This window comes from Nocardia sp. NPDC004415 (assembly GCF_053602435.1).
In genome coordinates, this window is the sequence record NZ_JBSGDP010000010.1 from 1 (window position 1) to 20036 (window position 20036).

General features: G+C 69.6%; 21 protein-coding genes and 1 pseudogene. 10 read left to right on the plus strand and 12 right to left on the minus strand.

Annotated features, from left to right (window positions below; genetic code table 11):
* Positions 1–42: 42 nt before the first annotated feature.
* Entirely contained in the window at positions 43–597 is a 555-nt protein-coding gene (locus ACWEMY_RS07085) for a hypothetical protein (RefSeq protein WP_375929134.1), read from the minus strand.
* A gap of 54 nt (positions 598–651) precedes the next feature.
* Positions 652–1038, minus strand: coding sequence for a DUF4189 domain-containing protein (locus tag ACWEMY_RS07090; protein WP_375929133.1), 387 nt, complete (start codon positions 1036–1038; stop codon positions 652–654).
* A gap of 288 nt (positions 1039–1326) precedes the next feature.
* On the opposite strand from ACWEMY_RS07090, the gene ACWEMY_RS07095 reads away from it, so the two are divergent.
* Positions 1327–3870: a DNA translocase FtsK 4TM domain-containing protein gene (locus ACWEMY_RS07095; protein WP_452389241.1), complete on the plus strand. Its 2544-nt coding sequence runs from the start codon at positions 1327–1329 to the stop codon at positions 3868–3870.
* 452 nt (positions 3871–4322) lie between these two features.
* Positions 4323–5300 (plus strand): TerC family protein, encoded by a 978-nt coding sequence (locus ACWEMY_RS07100; protein ID WP_375929131.1) that lies wholly within the window; start codon positions 4323–4325, stop codon positions 5298–5300.
* A gap of 51 nt (positions 5301–5351) precedes the next feature.
* Here the strand turns inward: ACWEMY_RS07100 and ACWEMY_RS07105 are convergent, their stop codons facing one another.
* The gene (locus ACWEMY_RS07105) at positions 5352–5636 is read right to left on the minus strand and encodes a YciI family protein (protein ID WP_452389242.1); all 285 of its coding nucleotides are present in this window, start codon (positions 5634–5636) and stop codon (positions 5352–5354) included.
* Positions 5637–5666: 30 nt separating this feature from the next.
* Complete coding sequence (locus tag ACWEMY_RS07110; protein ID WP_375929129.1) at positions 5667–6233, minus strand: amino-acid N-acetyltransferase; 567 nt, start codon at positions 6231–6233, stop codon at positions 5667–5669.
* A gap of 257 nt (positions 6234–6490) precedes the next feature.
* On the opposite strand from ACWEMY_RS07110, the gene pgsA reads away from it, so the two are divergent.
* From pgsA to ACWEMY_RS07130, 4 genes are all read left to right on the plus strand, one after another.
* Complete coding sequence (gene pgsA / locus ACWEMY_RS07115) at positions 6491–7135, plus strand: CDP-diacylglycerol--glycerol-3-phosphate 3-phosphatidyltransferase (RefSeq protein ID WP_452389243.1); 645 nt, start codon at positions 6491–6493, stop codon at positions 7133–7135.
* Positions 7132–7623, plus strand: a complete 492-nt coding sequence (locus tag ACWEMY_RS07120) for a CinA family protein (RefSeq protein ID WP_452389244.1) — start codon at positions 7132–7134, stop codon at positions 7621–7623. Before pgsA ends, ACWEMY_RS07120 begins: the two co-directional genes overlap by 4 nt.
* Positions 7624–7714: 91 nt before the next feature.
* Positions 7715–8167, plus strand: a complete 453-nt coding sequence (locus ACWEMY_RS07125) for a helix-turn-helix domain-containing protein (RefSeq protein WP_375929126.1) — start codon at positions 7715–7717, stop codon at positions 8165–8167.
* A gap of 195 nt (positions 8168–8362) precedes the next feature.
* Positions 8363–9187 (plus strand): PspA/IM30 family protein, encoded by an 825-nt coding sequence (locus tag ACWEMY_RS07130; RefSeq protein ID WP_452389245.1) that lies wholly within the window; start codon positions 8363–8365, stop codon positions 9185–9187.
* A gap of 167 nt (positions 9188–9354) precedes the next feature.
* Here the strand turns inward: ACWEMY_RS07130 and rraA are convergent, their stop codons facing one another.
* From rraA to ACWEMY_RS07165, 7 genes are all read right to left on the minus strand, one after another.
* Positions 9355–9843: a ribonuclease E activity regulator RraA gene (gene rraA, locus ACWEMY_RS07135; RefSeq protein ID WP_452389246.1), complete on the minus strand. Its 489-nt coding sequence runs from the start codon at positions 9841–9843 to the stop codon at positions 9355–9357.
* Positions 9844–9890: 47 nt separating this feature from the next.
* Entirely contained in the window at positions 9891–10346 is a 456-nt protein-coding gene (locus ACWEMY_RS07140) for an SRPBCC family protein (protein WP_375932236.1), read from the minus strand.
* Between the two features lie 64 nt (positions 10347–10410).
* Positions 10411–11355, minus strand: a complete 945-nt coding sequence (locus ACWEMY_RS07145; RefSeq protein ID WP_452389247.1) for a copper resistance D family protein — start codon at positions 11353–11355, stop codon at positions 10411–10413.
* A 6-nt stretch (positions 11356–11361) separates the two neighbouring features.
* Positions 11362–11886 (minus strand): copper resistance CopC family protein, encoded by a 525-nt coding sequence (locus tag ACWEMY_RS07150; RefSeq protein WP_375935587.1) that lies wholly within the window; start codon positions 11884–11886, stop codon positions 11362–11364.
* Between the two features lie 95 nt (positions 11887–11981).
* Positions 11982–12632, minus strand: a complete 651-nt coding sequence (locus ACWEMY_RS07155) for a YcnI family copper-binding membrane protein (RefSeq protein ID WP_452389248.1) — start codon at positions 12630–12632, stop codon at positions 11982–11984.
* A gap of 40 nt (positions 12633–12672) precedes the next feature.
* A complete protein-coding gene (locus ACWEMY_RS07160; protein ID WP_452389249.1) occupies positions 12673–13242 on the minus strand; it encodes a hypothetical protein in 570 nt (189 codons plus the stop codon).
* Positions 13243–13249: 7 nt separating this feature from the next.
* Positions 13250–13924, minus strand: coding sequence for a DUF6474 family protein (locus ACWEMY_RS07165; protein WP_375932248.1), 675 nt, complete (start codon positions 13922–13924; stop codon positions 13250–13252).
* Between the two features lie 239 nt (positions 13925–14163).
* On the opposite strand from ACWEMY_RS07165, the gene ACWEMY_RS07170 reads away from it, so the two are divergent.
* The 4 genes and pseudogenes from ACWEMY_RS07170 to ACWEMY_RS07185 all read left to right on the plus strand — a co-directional run bounded on the left by ACWEMY_RS07170 (position 14164) and on the right by ACWEMY_RS07185 (position 19163).
* Positions 14164–15750 (plus strand): TM0106 family RecB-like putative nuclease, encoded by a 1587-nt coding sequence (locus ACWEMY_RS07170; RefSeq protein ID WP_452389309.1) that lies wholly within the window; start codon positions 14164–14166, stop codon positions 15748–15750.
* 13 nt (positions 15751–15763) lie between these two features.
* Positions 15764–17722 carry a molecular chaperone HtpG gene (gene htpG, locus ACWEMY_RS07175; RefSeq protein WP_452389250.1) on the plus strand — a complete coding sequence of 653 codons (1959 nt, stop codon included), beginning with the start codon at positions 15764–15766 and terminating at the stop codon, positions 17720–17722.
* Positions 17723–17819: 97 nt separating this feature from the next.
* Positions 17820–18278 (plus strand): annotated as a pseudogene (locus ACWEMY_RS07180) (N-acetyltransferase family protein); the annotation flags it as partial.
* A gap of 66 nt (positions 18279–18344) precedes the next feature.
* Positions 18345–19163, plus strand: a complete 819-nt coding sequence (locus ACWEMY_RS07185; RefSeq protein WP_375932260.1) for a class I SAM-dependent methyltransferase — start codon at positions 18345–18347, stop codon at positions 19161–19163.
* 50 nt (positions 19164–19213) lie between these two features.
* Here ACWEMY_RS07185 and ACWEMY_RS07190 read toward each other — a convergent pair whose 3' ends face one another.
* On the minus strand, positions 19214–19981 hold the full coding sequence (locus ACWEMY_RS07190) for an SDR family NAD(P)-dependent oxidoreductase (RefSeq protein ID WP_278260850.1): 768 nt from the start codon (positions 19979–19981) through the stop codon (positions 19214–19216).
* Positions 19982–20036: the final 55 nt, after the last annotated feature.

Genomic DNA, 20036 nt, shown 5'->3' on the forward strand with positions numbered 1-20036 from the left:
GCCGGGTGACACTGTCACCCGGCGGTTCTCGTCTTGACCGGATCAGGCCTGGCAGGCCGCGGAGTCCAGCTTCGCCGACTTCACGATGTTGCAGGCGAACACGTGCGAGACCTTCCACGAGTCGTCCTCGGCGACGAACTCGACGAAGGCGTTCTCCACCTTGCTGCCGTCGATGGTCACATCGGCGTCGGCGCGCAGCTTGCCGTTGGCCGGCTCGCCGACGGTGGTGATGGCGACGGTGACATTGTTCTTCTTGGCCGCGTCGACGAACTTGTCGACCAGCATCGGGTCCTGGTCGGCGTCCTCGATGTAGGTCTTCTTCTCGTCCTTGGTCAGCTGACCGGCCAGCGCCTTGTTCAGCCGGGCGTTGAGCTCCTCGGCGGTGGGCTTGGGCAGGTTCGGCGGGGTGGTGGCCGAGGGCTCGGTGCCCTCCTCCTTGCCGGGCGCGGTGTCGCCGGTCTCGAACTGGTCGCCCGCGGCGGTGGTGGTCGCACCCGCGCCGCTCGCGGTGTCGTCGGAGGAACTGCAGGCGGTGAGGCCGAGGGCGGCGAGGGTGGCCAGCACGGCTACGGCGGTCTTCATGGAACGGTTACGCACGGATATCCCTAAGTCTGTCGGCGCCGGGCGCGGGGCCCGGCTGGTCGTCGTCGGTCAGAGCGAGTGGTTGCTGGTGCAGTTCCAGTGCTTGATCCAGGCATTGCCCGGATTGGCGTTGAGCGCCTCCTGCTTGGCGCCACCGACGGTCGACGCGGCGCCGAATCCCCACCAGCCGCGCGAGATCGAGATCGCGCCACAGCCGTTGCGGTAGGACACCTTCACGGCGCACCCGCCGCCGCCCCCACCCCGGATGCACGCGTCCAGCGCGCCCTGCCTGGCCTCGCCGTAGCTGCCGTAGTCCTGCGCGTAGCCGTAGACACCCGCGCGTACGTTGGCGGCGATGGCGCCGTAGTAGTTCCCCGACTGTGCCTGGGCCGGGGCGATATGCCCTGCGAACAGCGCCGCGGTGGTCGTCGCCAGGACGGCGGCACTGGTGAGCATTCTCTTCACGTGTTGCTTCCCCTTCGTAAGCACGGGCCGACTCGGCCCGATGGAGCGCAGTCAAGGTACCCAGCCGGTCGCGTCCAGCGCCAGCCACTCGACGCCCGGAATGCCCGAAACATCAGTGATCGGTAAGCATTCCGTAAGCGGCCCGCCGCGAAACGCGGTCCGGATCGGTGTTTCCCCGCGGTGACCGGGGCCCCGCGACCTGCGAAGACCCCGGTCGGGAGGGGTGTGGCCAGTGTTGCGGATGGTCCGGACGGGGCCCGAGCGGCTAGCCTGATGGTCATGGCAGGTAAGTCCCGCAGCACCACGACCTCTCGTGCGCGGGCGGGATCGAGCCGGGGGCAGACGCCGGCGGCGCGATCCCGTTCGGCGACTCCGCGAGCGTCGTCGGCGCCGCGTGGGCGCACCACCCCCGTCCGCAGGCCCGTCAAGAAGGCCTCACCCACCGCGCCGCCCGCGGTGATCGGCCGCGGCATCCGCAACGGCTGGAACATGCTCGCGCGCGGCGTCGGGGCCACCACCCGCACGCTGAGCCGGGCCGGCGATCTCGAACACGGGCACCGGCGCGACGGGATAGGGCTGGCGCTCATCGCGTTGAGCGTGATCATCGCCGCGGCCATGTGGTTGTCGGCGGGCGGGCCGGTCGGCCGGTTCCTCGAAGACGTCGTGCGCGCCATCGCCGGGTCGGCCGCGGTCCTGGCTCCGATCCTGCTGGTCGGTCTCGCGGTGATCCTCATGCGCACCGAACCACATCCCGAGATCCGCCCGCGCCTGGTGCTCGGCGGACTCCTGGTCATCGCCCCCGCGCTGGGCATCTGGCATCTGGCGGCGGGCTCACCCACCGACGCGCGCGGCAGGGCCGAGGCCGCGGGCATTCTCGGCTACGCCGTCGGCGGACCACTCGGTCAGGGCCTGACGCCGTGGCTGGCCCTGCCGATCCTGTTGCTGGCCATGGTGTTCGGTGTGCTGCTGCTCACCGGCACCACGGTGCGCGAGGCGCCCGCGCGGCTGCGCGAGTACTTCGGCCTGGGTGAGCACGCCGAGGACCCCTACGATCCGGCCGACTACGACGCCGACGGTTTCCCGGTGCACCGCCCGCGCACCCGTCGCCGCGGCCGCACCCCCGACGACAACTACCCGCCCGACGAGTTCGGCGGCTCCGACGCGGTCACCGAATCGCTGGGCGAACCGCCGCTGCGCGAGGCCAAACAACTCGGCCTCGACGACATGCCCCCGGCGCCGGAACCCGCGCCGAAACCGGCGCGCAAGCGCCCGCCCGCCAAGGTCGTCGACCAGACCCCGCCCGCCCCGGCGGAACCGGAGTTCGTCACCGACCGGGTGGTCGACGGCGACTACACCCTGCCCCCGCTGACGCTGCTGCTCGACGGCGATCCCCCCAAGAAGCGCTCGGCCGCCAACGAATCGATGATCGAGGCGATCACCGAGGTGCTGGTGCAGTTCAAGATCGACGCCGCGGTCACCGGTTTCGTGCGCGGCCCGACGGTCACCCGCTACGAGGTGGAACTGGGTCCGGGCGTCAAGGTCGAGAAGATCACCGCGCTGGCCCGCAACCTGGCCTACGCGGTGGCCACCGAGAACGTGCGCCTGCTCGCGCCCATCCCGGGCAAATCGGCCGTGGGCATCGAGGTGCCCAATTCCGATCGGGAACTGGTGCGCCTGGCCGACGTGCTCAAGTCGCCGCACACCCGCAACGACCACCATCCGCTGGTGATCGGCCTCGGCAAGAACATCGAGGGCGAGTTCGTCTCGGCGAATCTGGCCAAGATGCCGCATCTGCTGGTGGCGGGTTCCACCGGTTCGGGTAAGTCCAGCTTCGTGAACTCGATGCTGGTCTCGCTGCTGCACCGGGCCACCCCCGAGGAGGTCAGGATGATCCTGATCGACCCGAAGATGGTGGAGCTCACCCCCTACGAGGGCATTCCGCACCTGATCACGCCCATCATCACCCAGCCCAAGAAGGCCGCCGCCGCGCTGGCCTGGCTGGTGGAGGAGATGGAACAGCGCTATCAGGACATGCAGGCCAACAAGGTGCGCCACATCGACGACTTCAACAAGAAGGTGAAGTCGGGCCAGATCACCGCCCCGCTGGGCAGCGAACGCGTCTACCGGCCCTATCCCTACATCCTGGCCATCGTCGACGAGCTCGCGGATCTGATGATGACCGCCCCGCGCGATGTCGAGGACGCGATCGTGCGGATCACCCAGAAGGCCCGTGCGGCGGGCATCCACCTGGTGCTGGCCACCCAGCGCCCCTCGGTGGACGTGGTCACCGGCCTGATCAAGACCAATGTGCCCTCGCGGCTGGCCTTCGCCACCTCCTCGCTCACCGACTCGCGCGTCATCCTGGACCAGCCGGGCGCGGAGAAGCTGATCGGCATGGGCGACGGCCTGTTCCTGCCGATGGGCGCGGGCAAGCCGACCCGTCTGCAGGGCGCGTTCATCTCCGACGAGGAGATCCACGCGGTCGTGGAGTTCAGCAAGACCCAGGCCGAGCCGGAGTACCAGGAGGGCGTCACCGCCGCCAAGCAGGGCGAGGCCAAGGACGTCGATCCCGATATCGGCGACGATATGGACGTGCTGCTGCAGGCCGTGGAACTGGTCGTCACCTCGCAGTTCGGTTCCACCTCGATGCTGCAGCGCAAGCTGCGCGTCGGCTTCGCCAAGGCGGGCAGACTGATGGACCTGATGGAGACCCGCGGCGTCGTGGGTCCCAGCGAAGGGTCCAAGGCACGCGATGTGCTGATCAAGCCCGACGAACTCGACGGGCTGCTGTTCTCGATCCGTGGTGGCGCCGGGGACGAGTAGGTTCGGCGCGCGCTCGATCGACGTGGGGTGCCGGGTTTGCTCTGACCGTGCCGGGAGTGGACGGCGACGAACGAGGAGGGACCGTAGCGGGGGCCTACGTCGTGGGGAGTGCCCGGATCGGGGCGGGAGGGTGCCCGGTCAGCGGGCGTGCGAAAGGCGCTGCGACCGTGCGGGACCCGGGATCAGCCCGGGCATGTCGACACGGCGTTCGTACTGCGCGGTGGATTCCTGCACGGCTGGCTCCTTTCGGGGGTGCCGGTGGTGGTCGACGATGCACCGACCGTAGCAAGGCGGCACGGTGCGGCGAAACGGATTTTCCGCGCGCCGGACGGCCCATGTGCGGGTCGGCGGGGTTGTGTGTGAAATCATGACGGGCAATTGTTCCGCAACGCGACTGAAACGGACATTTCAGGCATGATGGGCGGCATGAACTTCATCGATCGGACCACCACATGCAGGTGACCACGCTCGAGTGGGTGATCACCGGTGTGGTGATCCTCGGCTTGTTCGTCTTCGACTTCTTCGCCCATGTGCGCACCCCGCACGAACCGACCTTCAAGGAATCGGGGCTCTGGTCGGCCGTCTACATCGGCCTGGCCCTGCTGTTCGGCCTGTTCGTCGCCTGGAAGTGGGGCGGCACCTTCGCCGGCGAGTACTACGCCGGTTTCGTCACCGAGAAAGCCCTCTCGGTGGACAACCTGTTCATCTTCCTGATCATCATGAGCACCTTCGCGGTGCCGCGGATCTACCAGCAGAAGGTGCTGCTGATCGGCATCGTGCTGGCACTGGTCATGCGCGGTGTCTTCATCGCCGTCGGCGCGGCCGCGATCAGCGCGTTCAGCTGGGTGTTCTACCTGTTCGGCGCGTTCCTGATCTTCACCGCGGTCAAGCTGCTGCGCGAGAGCGGGCACGAGGTCGAACACGAGGAGCAACGCGACAGCCGCATCGTCGCGCTGGCCAAGCGCATCCTGCCCACCACCGACCAGTACGACGGCGACAAGCTCGTCACCAGGATCGACGGCCGCCGGGTGGTGACACCGCTGCTGCTGGCGCTGCTGGCCATCGGCTTCGCCGACCTGCTGTTCGCGCTGGACTCCATCCCGGCGATCTACGGCCTCACCGAACAGCCGTACCTGGTGTTCACCGCCAACGCCTTCGCCCTGATGGGTCTGCGGCAGCTGTTCTTCCTGATCGGTGGCCTGCTCGATCGCCTGGTCTACCTGTCCTACGGGCTGGCCGCGATCCTGGCCTTCATCGGCATCAAGCTGGTGCTGCACGCGCTGCACGAGAACACGCTGCCGTTCATCAACGGTGGCGAGCACGTCAGCGTCCCGGAGATCTCCACGGCGGTCTCGCTGGGGGTCATCATCGGCATCCTGGTCGTCGCCACCGTGGCGAGCCTGCTGCGCACCCGCCGCACCGCCGCCTGAACGCACACTGCCCGGAACCTGGACCGGTTCCGGGCAGTGCTGTGTCGGGGATCAACCGGCGAAGGCGCCCATCACCGGCAGCCACTCGACCACGCGCACGGCCTCGATCAGACCGAGCTTCGCGAACGGGTCCTCGGTGAGCAGTTCGGTGAGCGAGGGCTCGTCGTCCCCGCGGAAGATCAGCAGCGCGCCCGTCCCGTCCGGGTAGGGGCCGCTGCTCAGCACGGTGCCCGCGTCGACCAGGGCGTCGAGCCAGGCGCGGTGCTCAGGCCGGTTGGTCGCCCGGTCGGCGGCGGTGGCCTCGGTGTAGGTGTAGTGGACAGCGAAGATCGGCACGTCGATCACTTTCTGGCGAGGGAACTGCGGTCAGAGGGTCAGCAGCATGCGGGTGTTGCCGAGCGTGTTCGGCTTCACATAACTCAGGTCGAGGAACTCGGCGACACCGGTGTCGTAGGACCGGCACATCTCGGCGTACACCTCGGCGGTGACGGGCGTGCCGTCGATCTCGACGAAACCGTGGCGGGCGAAGAAGTCCACCTCGAAGGTCAGCACGAACAGCCGCTGCAGTTGCAGGTCCCGCGCGACCGCGACCAGCCGGTCCACCACCGCGCCGCCCACCCCGCGGCCCTTCACGACAGGATCCACCGCCACCGTGCGTACCTCGCCCAGATCGGCCCACAGCACGTGCAACGCGCCACATCCGACGACCTGCCCGTCGAGTTCGGCCACCCAGAACTCCTGCACCGACTCGTACAGGGTGACCAGGTTCTTCTCCAGCAGGATGCGGCCGGCGTACTCGTCGACCAGGCGCTTGATCACGGGGACATCGGAGGTTCGCGCTCGTCGGACGGCCAGACCAGGGACAGGCGCCACAGTGGGCGCGACGGAGTGCGCGTCGCTGGTCGAACCACCCAGTGGTCCCCGTGAGGTCATGGGGTGCACAGTAGTCGGCCCGCTTACCGATAGTCTGAACATGTGCCGCACATCCTGTCGATCCGCTCACCGCATCGCGCCGGGCCCGTCGACCGGGTCGCGCGGCGCCGCGCGCACGAGCAAACCGCGCGCGACTTCTGTGAACGGCGGCGCAGTGCCGGGGGATGCCGAGAGGGCCAGGGCATGAGAGCACAGCGCGCGGAGGAGGCGGTCTGCGTAACCACGGACAGCGCCCGAGCCTGCCGGATGGTCACAGCATGAGCGTGCGACCTGAGGAAATCGATCGGGGATACGGGCACCCTCCGGCGTCCGAGCGCACCGACAAGCACGTCCCGCTGCTGAACATCGCCAATGTGCTGACCATCGCGCGGATCGTGCTGGTCCCGCTGTTCGTGCTGGCGCTGTTCGCCGGCGGCGGGCACGACACCCGCTGGCGCGTCGCGGCCGCCGCGATCTTCGGCCTGGCCGCGATCACCGATCGCTTCGACGGGCAACTGGCCCGCAAATACGGCCTGGTGACCGATTTCGGCAAGCTCGCCGACCCGATCGCGGACAAGGCGCTGATCGGATCGGCGCTGATCGCGCTGTCGATCCTGGGCGATCTGCCCTGGTGGATCACCCTGGTCATCTGCGGTCGCGAGGTCGGCATCACGCTGCTGCGGCTGGTGGTCGTGCGGCGCGGGGTGATCCCGGCGGGCCGCGGCGGCAAACTCAAGACGCTGGTGCAGTCGGTGGCCATCGCGCTGCTGCTGTTGCCGCTCTCGGGCGCCTACGAGACCGCGGGCATGTGGCTGATGTACCTGGCGGTGGCGCTGACGGTGGTCACCGGACTGGACTACGTCGGTCAGGCGGTCCGGCTGTGGGTGGCCGGGGGCCGGGCGCGCGGTGAGTCCCGCTCGTGAGCGATCCGCTCGTCGGCGGCGCGCCGGTCACCGAACTGGTCGAAGCCCTGATCGGGGCGGGACAGACCGTCGCTACCGCCGAATCGCTGACCGCGGGCCTGCTGGCGGCTACCGTGGCCGGAGTACCGGGTGCCAGCGCGGTGCTGCGCGGTGGGTTGATCGTGTACGCGACCGACCTCAAGAACGGCCTGGCCTGCGTCGACGACACGATCCTTCGCAGCGACGGACCGGTCGCCGCGTCCACGGCCGAACAGCTCGCGGTGGGTGCCCGGCAACGCTGCGGCGCGGACTGGGGTGTCGGGCTGACCGGGGTCGCCGGACCCGATTCCCAGGACGGGCACCCGGTCGGGACGGTATACCTCGGATTGGCCGGTCCACGACACAGCGAAGTGGTCCGGTTGAAACTGCACGGTGACCGATGGACGATCAGAATCGGTGCGGTGCACAGCGCGGTGCGGGAGTTGCTGCGCTGTGTGACGACGAACTAGCCGCGGCCGGGAACCACCGGCCGGTGCTCGACGTTGTGCCAGAAAGAGGTGAACACCGCCACGGCGGTGACACGAGGTGGAGGAGAACGAGATGACGCTGCTGCGGGAGGCAATCGGGGACAGTCTGCGGCGTGCGCGTCTCGCCCAGCATCGAACGCTGCGCGAGGTGTCCACCTCGGCGCGCGTGAGCCTCGGCTATCTGTCGGAAGTGGAGCGCGGCCGCAAGGAAGCCTCCAGTGAACTGCTCGCCGCCATCTGCGAGGCACTGGACGTGCCGCTGTCGCGGGTGCTGTGGGACGTGAGCACCATCATGGCCGGTGCCGACGGCTCGGCCCCGCGCGAGCCCGCGCTGACCGGCCCGGCCGCCGACCACGAGCAGGTCGCGGCCGAACCCGCGCCGCCCGCCGAACCGGCCGCCACCGAGGAGCCCGCCACCGCCAGCGCGGTCGCCGAGCAGGGCCCGCGCATCGGTATCGCCGAGGACACCCGCATCGTCATCCCGGCACCCCGTGCCGAGATGCTGGTACTGGTGAAGGGAATGTGACGCGGCGAACCCACGCCCGGGCGCGCGAGACGCTGCGCACCGCTGGAGAGAACGGATAGATTCTTCTCAGGCGTCGAGCGGGCCGGTCAGTCCGGCCCGGGTGCCGCATGGTGAAGGATGAACACGTATCTGGTGCGTGACGGTCGCGTACCACCAGTCGCACGAGCGACGCACAGATGGAGGCGGGATCAATCGATGGCTAATCCGTTCGTGAAGGCCTGGAAGTACATGATGGCCCTCTTCGATTCCAAGATCGAAGAGCATGCGGATCCGAAGGTCCAGATTCAGCAGGCTATCGAGGAGGCGCAGCGTCAGCACCAGGCGCTGTCGCAGCAGGCGGCGTCGGTGATCGGCAACCAGCGTCAGCTGGAGATGAAGCTGAACCGTCAGCTCGACGAGGTCGAGAAGCTCAACGCCAACGCCCGGCAGGCCGTCACGCTGGCCGACCAGGCGGCCGCCGCGGGCGACACCGAGAAGGCGATCCAGTACACTAACGCCGCCGAGGCGTTCGCCGCGCAGCTGGTCACCGCCGAGCAGTCGGTGGAAGACCTCAAGGTGCTCCACGACCAGTCGCTGCAGGCCGCCGCACAGGCCAAGAAGGCGGTCGAGCAGAACGCGATGATGCTGCAGCAGAAGGTCGCCGAGCGCACCAAGCTGCTCAGCCAGCTCGAGCAGGCCAAGATGCAGGAACAGGTCTCGGCCTCGCTGCAGCGGATGGACTCCACCCTGTCCGCGCCGGGCTCCACCCCGAGCCTGGACGCGGTGCGCGACAAGATCGAACGCCGCTACGCCGACGCCCTCGGCGCCGCCGAACTGGCCCAGAACTCGGTGCAGGGCCGGATGATGGAAGTCCAGCAGGCCAGCATCCAGATGGCGGGGCACAGCAAGCTCGAGCAGATCCGCGCCTCGATGCGTGGGGACGCGCTGCCCACCGGCAACAATGCGGCAGCGATCGACCCGGCCCAGCAGACGCCCGCCCAGGCCCCGCAGACCCCGCAGATCAACAAGGGCCAGCAGTAGTTTTGGAGCGCTGGCGCGCTCGAGGTCGCGGCCCCTGGAGGGCCGCCGGTCAGGCACCGTTGCTTGCTCCTTCGTCGCGTACGCAACGGCGCCTGATCGACGGGACGGGCGCGAACCGCCGACTTCGTCGGCGATCCCTCCTCGAGGTCGGGATGTGCGCGGCTGGGTCAGTCTTCGGAGCGGACTACTACGCCGTCGTGGTCGCTGTAGAGCATGTCGCCGGGGACGAAGCTGATGCCGCCGAACTCGACGGTGACGTCCTTCTCGCCGCTGCCGGTCTGGGTGCTCTTGCGCGGGTTGGTGCCCAGCGCCTTGACGCCGATATCGAGGGTGCGCAGGATCGCCGAGTCGCGCACCGCGCCGTTGACGATCACGCCGGCCCAGCCGTTGTCCACGCCGCGACCGGCGATGATGTCGCCGACCAGGGCGGTGTGCACGCTGGCGCCGCCGTCGACGACGAGCACCTTGCCCTCGCCCGGCTCGCCCAGGGTCTGCTTGACCAGCAGGTTGTCCTGGAAGCAGCGGATCGTGGTGATCCGTCCGGCGAACGCTTCCCGGCCACCGAACTGGATGAACTGGGTATCGCAGGAGCGGATCTCGGGGCCGATCTCATCGGCCAGATCGGCGGTGGCCACAACATTCGCTGATTCGGTCATGGAGCCGATTGTGTCAGGTCCGGCGGGCGAGGTGGGACCCGTCCTTCTCACACTCCGGCCTGGTGGGCCTTCTCGATCTCGCGGCGCAGCGCGTCGGTGGTGTGCTGCACGGCGATCTTGATGAACGGCTCGATGGTCTTGGCCAGCACCTTGCCGGTGAGTCCGCCGCCGACGGAGAAATCGATGACCGCGTCGATCGTGCACAGTTCGGGGCCCTTGGGCAGGAACCGGAAGGTGGTGACGATCTCGATGCCCTTGATCGAGCGAGTGGCGATGAGCTGGTTCTCCTCCCAGCCCACGACCTCGATCCGCGAGGTCAGCGAGGCCGGGCCCATCTTCATCTTGCCGTCGAAGGTGGCGCCGAGACCGTCGGTCTGCGCGGTGACCGGGGTGAAGGACTCCAGGCCGTACCAGAACTTCGGCAGGTTGTGGTAGTCGTTCATGAAGGCGAACGCGGTTTCGGCGGGCGCGGCGCAGTCTTCGGCGATCCTCACTTCGGTCATAGCGCAACTCTAGCGGGGTTCGTACATCGTCCAACGGAGCTGTGGGCGAACGTGACGGAGGCGACTACGCGGTGACCGCCAGCGTCGCGGCCAGGCCGAAGGCCAGCCCCATCACCACCACCTCGAGCGTGGCGTTGCGCAGCGAATCCGCGGCCGTCACCCGGTGACTCGCGGCCCTGGCGACCCAGCCGCGCCGCCACCACCAGCCCAGCCCGACCAGCACCACCAGCACCGCGATCTTCGCCAGCAGGATGCGCCCGTAACCGCTGGTCCACAGCGGGGTGAGGCCGCCGAGCCGGACCAGTCCGTCGATCAGGCCGGTCAGCGCGACGGTGACGACCAGCGGCGCGGCCAGCGCCGAATAGCGCGGCAGCGTCGCGGCCCATTCGCCGCGGGTACGCAACACCACCGCCATCGCCAGCAGCAGCCCCAGCCAGCAGGCGGCGGCCAGCGCGTGCACCGCGGCCAGCACCGAGCCGAACGCCTGCTGGGACATGTGTCCGGTGATCGGGCGCAGCGCCAGCGCGACGGCGGCGAACACCAGCACCAGATCGGCCGAGGCCGACTCCGGCCTGCGGAAGGCCACCGCCGCGTAGCAGGCGATCGCGCCGGTGCACAACAGGATCGCGATGCCGATCTGCCCGCCGCTGAGTCTGGTCAGGAAGGTGCCGAATTCGGCGGCGCCCAGCGAGCGCACCGGCACCCCGACGATCTCGGCGGCCTCGCACACCAGCACGGTGAATTCCGCGGCGAACCAGACTCCGGCCAGCACGGCCAGTGGACGCCAGCGCACCGTCAGCCGGTCCTGGAGCCGGGGCAGCGCCGCCAGGCCGAACACCACCGCGCCCGCGCCGTCGGCGACCACGCGCGCGAACGCCACCCCGGGGAACCCGCCCGCGCCGCGCAGGCCCCAGGCCAGCAGCACCCCGGCCAGCGCGGTCACCACGACCGGCGCCAGGACCCGCCACTGCCGCGGCGTCGTCCCGGGTTCCCGGCGACCGATCGTCATCGTGGGCTACTTCGCGCGCCGGCCACCGAGCAGCGCCACCGCGAGCCCGGCACCGAACAGCACCACGCCACCGGCGATGAACACCCACACGGGTATCCCGCCGGAGTCGCCGCCGCCCTCGGCCTGGTCCTCGCCGGGGCGCGGGCCCGGCGTGCCGGTACCCGCCTTGCTCAGTGTGAAGGTCCGCGTGCCGCTCACGGGATGACCGTCGGCCGAGGTCACCCGGAACGCGAGCGTGTACTCACCCACCGGCCCCAGCTCGCCCAGCTCCACGCTCACCGTGTTGCCCTCGACGCTGGCCTTGCCCTTCGACCACAGCCTGCCGTCGGGCCCGACCACCGTCAGCGACGGAAAGCTCTGCTGCAGTTCCTCGTTGAAGGTGATGCTGGCGCGCGCGGGCCCGGCCTCGACGGTCGAACCGTTCTCCGGCACGCTGCTCACCGCCCCGGAGTGCGCGCTCGCGAACCCCGCCACCGCGAACACCGAGGCGAACAGCCCGGCCAGCAGCACGGTGAGCACCCGCCCGGCGATCCGCCTGCGGGCCGAGCGGTTGATCTCGGCGACCACATCGGGTGCGGCGCTGTCGCGGCGCGTCTTGGGCGCGCGGGCGCAGTGATCCACGCGCATCACGAGCGCCGTCCACGGAAGACCAGGCCCAGGCCCAGCGCGGCGGCGAACAGGCCCAGTGCCAGGCCGATCCCGCCCAGCCAGCGGGCGACCGAGTCGGTGCCGTCCTCGGCGGTATCGCCCGCCGCGACCTGGTGGTCGTCACCATGGGCGCCGCCGGAGGCGCTCAGCGTGAGCGAGGGCGCCGGGTGTTCGGGTTCGGCGCCGCCGGTGCTCGGCTGGTCCCAGGCGACGACCTTGCCGTCGCTGTAGGTCTGCTGGGCCGGGAAGGTCAGCGTCTCCTGCTTCGGCAGCGGGCCGAGGGAGAGTACGAAGCGCTGGAACTGCCCGGGGCCGACACCCTTGCTGCCGGGGTCGGCGGTCCAGACGGCCGCGACCGCCTCGCCCTTGTCGTTGCGCTCGATCGTCGCGGTCCAGCCCGCCAGCGGCTCGGTGCGCACGCTCTTGAGGTTGGGCACCGTGACGCGCAGTCCGGTGGTGGAGGCGGTCTCGGATTCGGTGGGCACCTTGAAGGTGGCCACGGTGTAGCCGCCCTGGGCGGCGCCGGGCGCGTCGACGGTGACGTGTGCGGCGGCCGTTCCGCAGGCGGCCAGGACCAGCCCGGCCGCGAGGGCCGCCGTGCCGGTGCCACGGATGATGAAGTTGTGCATGGAATTGCCTTCTGTCCGAAGAGATCTGATGTCGGGGAGATCAGGCGAACAGGGGCGGTGCGCGCGGAGCGTGCGCGCCTCTCGGACGGGCGCCGCGCGGGGCGGCGGGGGAGCCGGTCCAGCGCACGAGACGCGCGCCGACGGGGGAGACCGGAGTGCCGAGCACGGCCCGAAGGGTGCTCGAGGCAACGAGATACAGCCGCTCGGCGGCGAGAATCAGTGCGGCGCAGGCGAAGGCGGCGAGCAGATGCGCCGCGATCATCGGCGTGCCGGGCAGGTGGAGCAGATCGCCGTGGTGGTCCAGCGTCATCGAGAGGGCGAAGTGGCCGACCCACTGTCCGCCCAGCAATGCCGCGCCGATCCGCGCGCCGGGAGTTCGCAGCGCGCGATGGACAGCGGAATCCGCCGGTGCCGCAAGGCGTCCGGCGGTGGTCGAGCGTGTGCCACCGGCGAACAACCCCGCCGCCAGCGAAACCACCAGCAGCAGCCCGATTTCCGCCGAGCGCGGCACCCCGCCACCGCCGATCCCGTGCGCGGCGACAGCGAGCGCGCCGACGAGGACGCCACAGCCACCACCGCGCAGGCGGGCGGTGAGCTGTGGCGTGGTCACGACGGGATCAGCGCACGCCGAGACGGGCGAGCGCGTCGTTCTCGAGCACGGACAGTTCGGCCGAGATGGAGGCGTGCACGGCCTTGCGGCGCGGCGCTGGCATCTGCTCGGCGGTGTTCACCGCGACGTTGAGATCGGTCAGCCGGGAGCGGGCCGCCTCGACGAACTTCTTCGTGTCGGCGTCACCGGGGGCGTCGCCGGCGATCTTGTCCAGCGCGGTCTCGGTGTTGGTGATGCGCGCCTGCAGCCGCGCGCCGTGCCCGCTGAACTCGCCGAGCTGGTCCAGGCCGATGCCCAGCTGCTGGGCCTTGCGCGCGTCGAGCTGCCCGCGCACGAAGGTCGCGCCGCGGTAGGCCAGCGGGGCCAGCACCGGGATGAGCACCCGCGCGACACCGATGTACTTGCGGATCTGGGCCGCGCTGAACAGCTCGCGGTCGGCCTTGGCCGCCACCTTCTGGGCGGCCTTCTCCTCGGCCTGCAGCGTCGCGATCTGCGCCTTGGCCACCTTGGCGTCGGTGCGGGCCTGCGCCTTGACCGCCTTGCGGCTGGTGCGCTCGCCCGCCTTGGCGGCCTTGCGCTCGTTCTTGGCGGTCAGCTTCGCCTCCACGGCGGCCTTGTGCTTGAGCGCCTTCGCCTCCGCGCGCCGGCTGGGACGCCGCTTACGCTTGCTGAACAACCCCATGAGATCAGGCCCTCCGTCATGCTCGCCAAGTCATGAGGCAGCACCACCGCGCGGTGGCCTGCCGTACTTCGTAGCGTAGTGGGATGAGGGTAGCGATTGGGCATTGTGTCGGGGGGAGGGACCATACTGCTTGCGTGCGTGCAGCCGAGGACGACTTCGACGGCGGGCCGGTGCGATGCCCGGCCCCCGCTTCCGCTGCGCCCGATCGAGGTGCCGAGCCGCGATCGCGCGGCGCCTTCCTGGACGCGCGCTCGCTGATCGGGTGCAGGCACCGCCTGCACCTGGACGCCCAGCATCCCGAGCTGCTCGCCGAGGTGCGCGAGGACCCTGGCGTGCAGCAGCGCCGCGAGGCCGCCACCGCGCACCGGGCCAAGGTGCGCGACGAACTGGTCGCGGCCGCCCCCGACGAGTGGGTGGTGATCGACCCGGGGCTGCGCGCGGCCGAGCGGGTCGCCGCGACGATGGGCGCCCTCGAGGCGGGCGTGCCGCGCATCTGGGGCGCGCTGCTGCCGCAGGAGGCCGACACCGGCCGTCGCGGTGGCGTGGAGTTCCTGCTGCGCGATGCCGAGCGCGGCGGATACATCCCGATCATCGTGGTCAACCACAAGGTCACCGACCCGCGCCGTCCCGACCCGGCCGATTTCCACCCCCTCACCTCCGACCTGTTCCGCTGGGCCCCGCGCCGCGACAAACACGTGAAGCTGCGCCCGCAACCGCGCGACCAGCAGCGCCTCGCGCATCTGTACCGGATGCTGCAGCGCTACGGCATGGCCGGCCCCGCCCTGGTCGGCGGCGCCATCGGCCTGGCCTTCGACCGCATCCTCGTGCACGACCTCACCACCGTGCTGGCCGACTACGACCAGCGCTACGCCGACCGCATCGCGGTGGTGCGCGGCGACCTGCCCACCCAGCCGTCCAAGGTGCCCGAATGCAGGCAGTGCCCGTGGTGGGTGCGTGGCCCGGAGGGCTCGCCGAGCTGTGAGGGGCAGTTGGCGATCATGCGGGATGTGAGCCTGGTGGCGCCGGGTTCGCGGGCCGAGGTGCTGCGCGGGCACGGCGTGCAGACCATCGACGAACTGGCCGCCTGGGAGGGCGAGGACCCGGAGGACTGGCAGCACGGCCCGTTCGACGAGGCGGTGGTCACCGCGCGCGCCTGGATCGCGGGCGCGCCGCTGGTGCGCCGCTTCGAGCAGGTGAGCGTGCGCCGCGCCGACGTGGAGGTCGACGTCGACCTGGAGAGCTACCAGGAAGACGGCGCCTACCTGTGGGGCACCCTGCTCGACGGCGTCTACCGCCCCTTCCTCACCTGGGACCCGCTGCCCACCACCGACGAGGGCCGTTCCTTCGGCGAGTTCTGGACGTGGCTGATGGAGGTCCGCGCACAGGCCCACGCGGCGGGCAAAACCTTTGCCGCCTACTGCTATTCGCGCACCGCCGAGGACAAGTGGCTCTACGAGTCGGCTCGCCGCTTCGCCGGCATGCCCGGCGTGCCCACCCACGAGCAGGTCCGCGCCTTCGTCGACTCGATCGAATGGGTCGACATGTTCCAGGCCGTCACCGAACAGTTCATCTGCCCCAACGGCAAGGGCCTGAAGAAGATCGCCCCGGTCGCCGGCTTCCACTGGCGCGACGCCGAGGCCAGCGGCGAGGCGTCTATGGGCTGGTACCGCCGCGCCGTCGGCTACGACGCCCCCAGCGACCTCACCCAGCGCACCCGCCTGCTCGAATACAACGAAGACGACGTCCGCGCCACCCAGGTCCTGCGCGACTGGATGACCCACCGAGCCGCCGACGAGGTTCCCGCCCTCCCGGATTTCGGACGGTAATAAAATCGCGGGCGTGACTGAGCATGTCGAAACCCTCGAGTTCCAGGCCGAGACCCATCAGCTGCTGGAGCTGATGATCCACTCGGTCTACTCCAACAAAGACACGTTCCTGCGGGAGCTGATCTCGAACGCTTCCGACGCACTGGACAAGCTGAAGCTGGCCACGTTCCAGGACAAGGATCTGGTCGCCGACACCGCCGATCTGCACATCGAGCTGGAGGTCGACGCCGACAAGCGCATCCTGACCGTCCGCGACAACGGCATCGGCATGTCCCGCGCGGAGGTGATCGATCTGATCGGCACCCTCGCCAAGTCCGGCACCGCCGAGCTGCGCCGCAAGCTCACCGAGGTGAAGTCCGATGCCGCCGCCGAGGAGCTGATCGGCCAGTTCGGCATCGGTTTCTACTCCACCTTCATGGTCGCCGACCGGGTCACCCTGACCACCCGCAAGGCGGGCGAGGCCGAGGGCACCCGCTGGAGCGCCGCCGCGGGCAGTTCCACCTACGAGATCGACACCCTCGCCGACGCGCCGCAGGGCACCTCGGTGACGCTCGAGCTCAAGCCGGCCGACGAGGACGATCACCTCTTCGACTACACGCAGGAATGGAAGCTGCGCGAGATCGTCCGCAAATACTCCGACTTCATCGCCTGGCCGATCCGCATGCAGGTCGAGCGCACGGTGATGGAGGGCGAGGGCGAGGACAAGGTCGAGAAGACCATCGTCGAGGACCAGACCCTCAACTCGCAGAAGGCGCTGTGGACGCGCCCGCGCTCGGAGGTCTCCGACGAGGAGTACAAGGAGTTCTACCACCACGTCAGCCACGCCTGGGACGAGCCGCTCGAGATCATCCCGATGAAGGCCGAGGGCACCTTCGAATACCAGGCGCTGCTGTTCATCCCGTCCACCGCGCCGTTCGACCTGTTCACCCGCGAGCACAAGCGCGGCGTGCAGCTCTACGTGCGCCGGGTGTTCATCATGGACAACTGCGAAGAGCTGATGCCCGAATACCTGCGCTTCGTCAAGGGTGTGGTGGACGCGCAGGACCTCTCGCTCAATGTCTCGCGCGAGATCCTGCAGCAGGACCGCCAGATCCAGATGATCCGCAAGCGCCTGGTCAAGAAGGTGCTCTCCACGGTCAAGGATCTGCAGGGCGCCGAGGACCAGACCAGGTACCAGACTTTCTGGTCGCAGTTCGGCCGGGTCCTCAAGGAGGGCTTGCTCTCCGACACCGACAACCGCGAAACCCTGCTCACCGTCTCGTCGTTCGCCTCGACCGCCTCGGAGTCCGAGCTCACCACCTTGGCGCAGTACGTCGAGCGGATGAAGGACGGCCAGGACGCCATCTACTACATGACCGGCGAAAGCCGTGCGCAGGTGGAGAACTCGCCGCACCTGGAGGCGTTCAAGGCCAAGGGTCTCGAGGTGCTGGTGCTCACCGATCCGGTCGACGAGATGTGGGTCGGCTCGGTGCCGGAGTTCGACGGCAAGAAGTTCCAGTCCATCGCCAAGGGCGAGGTCGACCTGGAGACCGAGGACGAGAAGAAGGAGACCGAAGCCCTGCGCGAGCAGCAGGACAAGGACTTCGCCGACCTGCTCACCTGGCTGGGCAAGACCCTCGACGAGGTGGCCAAGGAGGTGCGCCTGACCAACCGGCTCACCACCTCGCCCGCCTGCCTGGTCGGTGACGTCTTCGACTTCACCCCCATGCTCGAGCGCATGTACCGCGCCTCGGGCCAGGCGCTGCCGGAGTCCAAGCGCATCCTCGAGCTCAACCCGACCCACCCGCTGGTCACCGGCCTGCGCGACGCCTACGACGCGCGCAAGTCCGATGCCGACGAGGGCAAGGTCCCCGAGCTGGCCGAGACCGCCGAACTGCTCTACGGCACCGCGGTTCTCGCCGAGGGCGGCGAACTCAAGGACCCCTCCCGCTTCGCCCAGCTGCTCACCGAGCGCCTGACCCGCACGGTCTGACAGCGCGTGGTGCCCGGTCCGCCGGGCACCACGCCCCGGTCACAGCCGCGCACCGGTCACCGGGAACCACCGTGCCGACCGCGGCGTTTCCCGGCACCATGAACACATGGCGGGGCACGAGATCCGGCGGGCACGTCCCGATGATTACGACGATCTGATCGCGGTGGTCGACAACTGGTGGGGGCGCACGGTCGTGCAGAACCTGCCCAGGATGTTCCTCGACCACTTCCACCGGACCAGCCTGGTCGCCGCCGACGAGGACGGGATCTCCGGTTTCCTGGTGGGTTTCGGCTCGCCCTCCCAACCCCGCACGGCCTACATCCATTTCGTGGCCGTGCGCCCGGACGCCCGCAAGGCCGGGCTCGGCCGCACCCTCTACGACCGGTTCTTCGAGATCGCCAGGGCCGACGGCCGCGCGCAGGTGCACGCGATCACCTCACCGGCCAACTTCACCTCCATCGATTTCCACCGCAGCCTCGGCTTCACCGTCGTCGGCCCGGTCGCCGACTACAACGGTCCGGGCCGCGCGCTGATCACCTTCGCCCGGGCGATCTGACGCACCGCGCGCGAAAACGTAGTGTGGGCAACGATTGTCGGTGGTGTGCGAGAGGAACGATCGCGTATGTCGGAGGAGACGCCGGTCGCGGCGGGACCGTGGGATCTGGTGGCCGAGGGCTACGCGCAGACGAGCGAGCCGGTGCTCGGCCCGTTCGCGGCGCACGCGCTCGAGCACGTCGGCCTCGGTCCGGAGAGCGAGATCGTCGACGTGGCGGCGGGTACCGGGCTGCTGAGCCTGGCCGCGGCCGCGCGGGGCGCGAAGGTGAGCGCTATCGATCTGTCGGCGCCGATGATCGAACAGCTCACCGCCGCGGCCGAACTCGCCGGGCACACCACCATCACCGCCGAGGTCGGCGACGGCCAGGAACTGCCCTACGCCGACGCGAGTTTCGACGCGGGCTTCTCACTGTTCGGCCTGATGTTCTTCCCCGACCGTGCGCGCGGTTTCGCCGAACTGCGCCGCGTGCTTCGCCCCGGCGCCACCGCGGTGGTCACCGCCTGGGCACCCGCCGTCGACTCCTCGCTGATGCGTGCCCTGTTCGGCGCGCTCACCGCGGGCGACCCGAACACCTCGCTGCCCCGGCCCGACGCGCGCGAACTGGAGAATCCGGCCGTCTTCGAGGCGGAGATGCGCGCGGCGGGCTTCGACGATGTCACCATCCGCCCGCACACCGCCGAGATCTACTTCCCGAACGCGGAATCCCTGTGGGACACCATGACCCGCAGCAGCGCGCCGCTCACCGTGCTCAGACACGAAGTGGGCGAGGCGGAATGGCAGCGCCGCACCGAGGCCGCCATCGAGTACCTGGGCTTCACCTACCGCCCGAACACCGCCCTGTTCGCCAACGCGCTGATCGGCGTGGGAACGGTACCGGCGGAATGAGAAGAACTGCCCGCCACCGGTTCCGGTGACGGGCAGTTCGGCAGCACAACCTAGCGCGGGGCCATGCGCAGCGCGCCGTCCATGCGGATGGTCTCGCCGTTGAGGTAATCGTGGGTGGCGATGTACTCCACCAGCTGGGCGTACTCGTCCGGGCGGCCAAGGCGCGACGGGAACGGGACACCGGCCTCGAGGCCCTTGCGGTACTCCTCGGTGACACCGGCCAGCATCGGGGTGTCGATGATGCCGGGGGCGATGGTGTTCACGCGGATGCCGAACTGGGCCAGGTCGCGCGCGGCGGGGACGGTCATGCCGTGCACGCCACCCTTGGAGGCCGAGTAGGCGATCTGGCCGATCTGGCCCTCGAACGCGGCGACCGAGGCGGTGTTGATCACCACGCCGCGCTGGCCGTACTCGTCGACCGGCTCGGTCTTGGCGATGGCGTCGGCGGCCAGGCGCATCACGTTGAACGTGCCGAGCAGGTTCACGGTGATGACCGTGCGGAACAGCTCCAGATCGTGCGGGCCGTTCTTGGACAGGATGCGCCCGGCCCAGCCGACACCGGCGCAGTTGACCACGATGCGCAGCGGCGCGGGGCCCTCGGTGATGGTGGCGATCGCGGCGGCGACCTCGTCGTTGCTGGTGACATCGGCGGCGATCAGGGTGACACCGGCGGGGACATTGTCGCCCGCGCGCTCGATGGACGCCGGAACGTCCAGGCCGAAGACGGTGGCGCCCGCGTCGGCCAGACGCTTGGCGGTGGCGGCACCGAGGCCGGACGCGCCTCCGGTGACGATGGCGGCGGAACCCGAAATCTCCACAGTGATCCCTTTCTGATTAGCAAACTGCCAACAAAGGCACCCTAGCCGGTTGCGG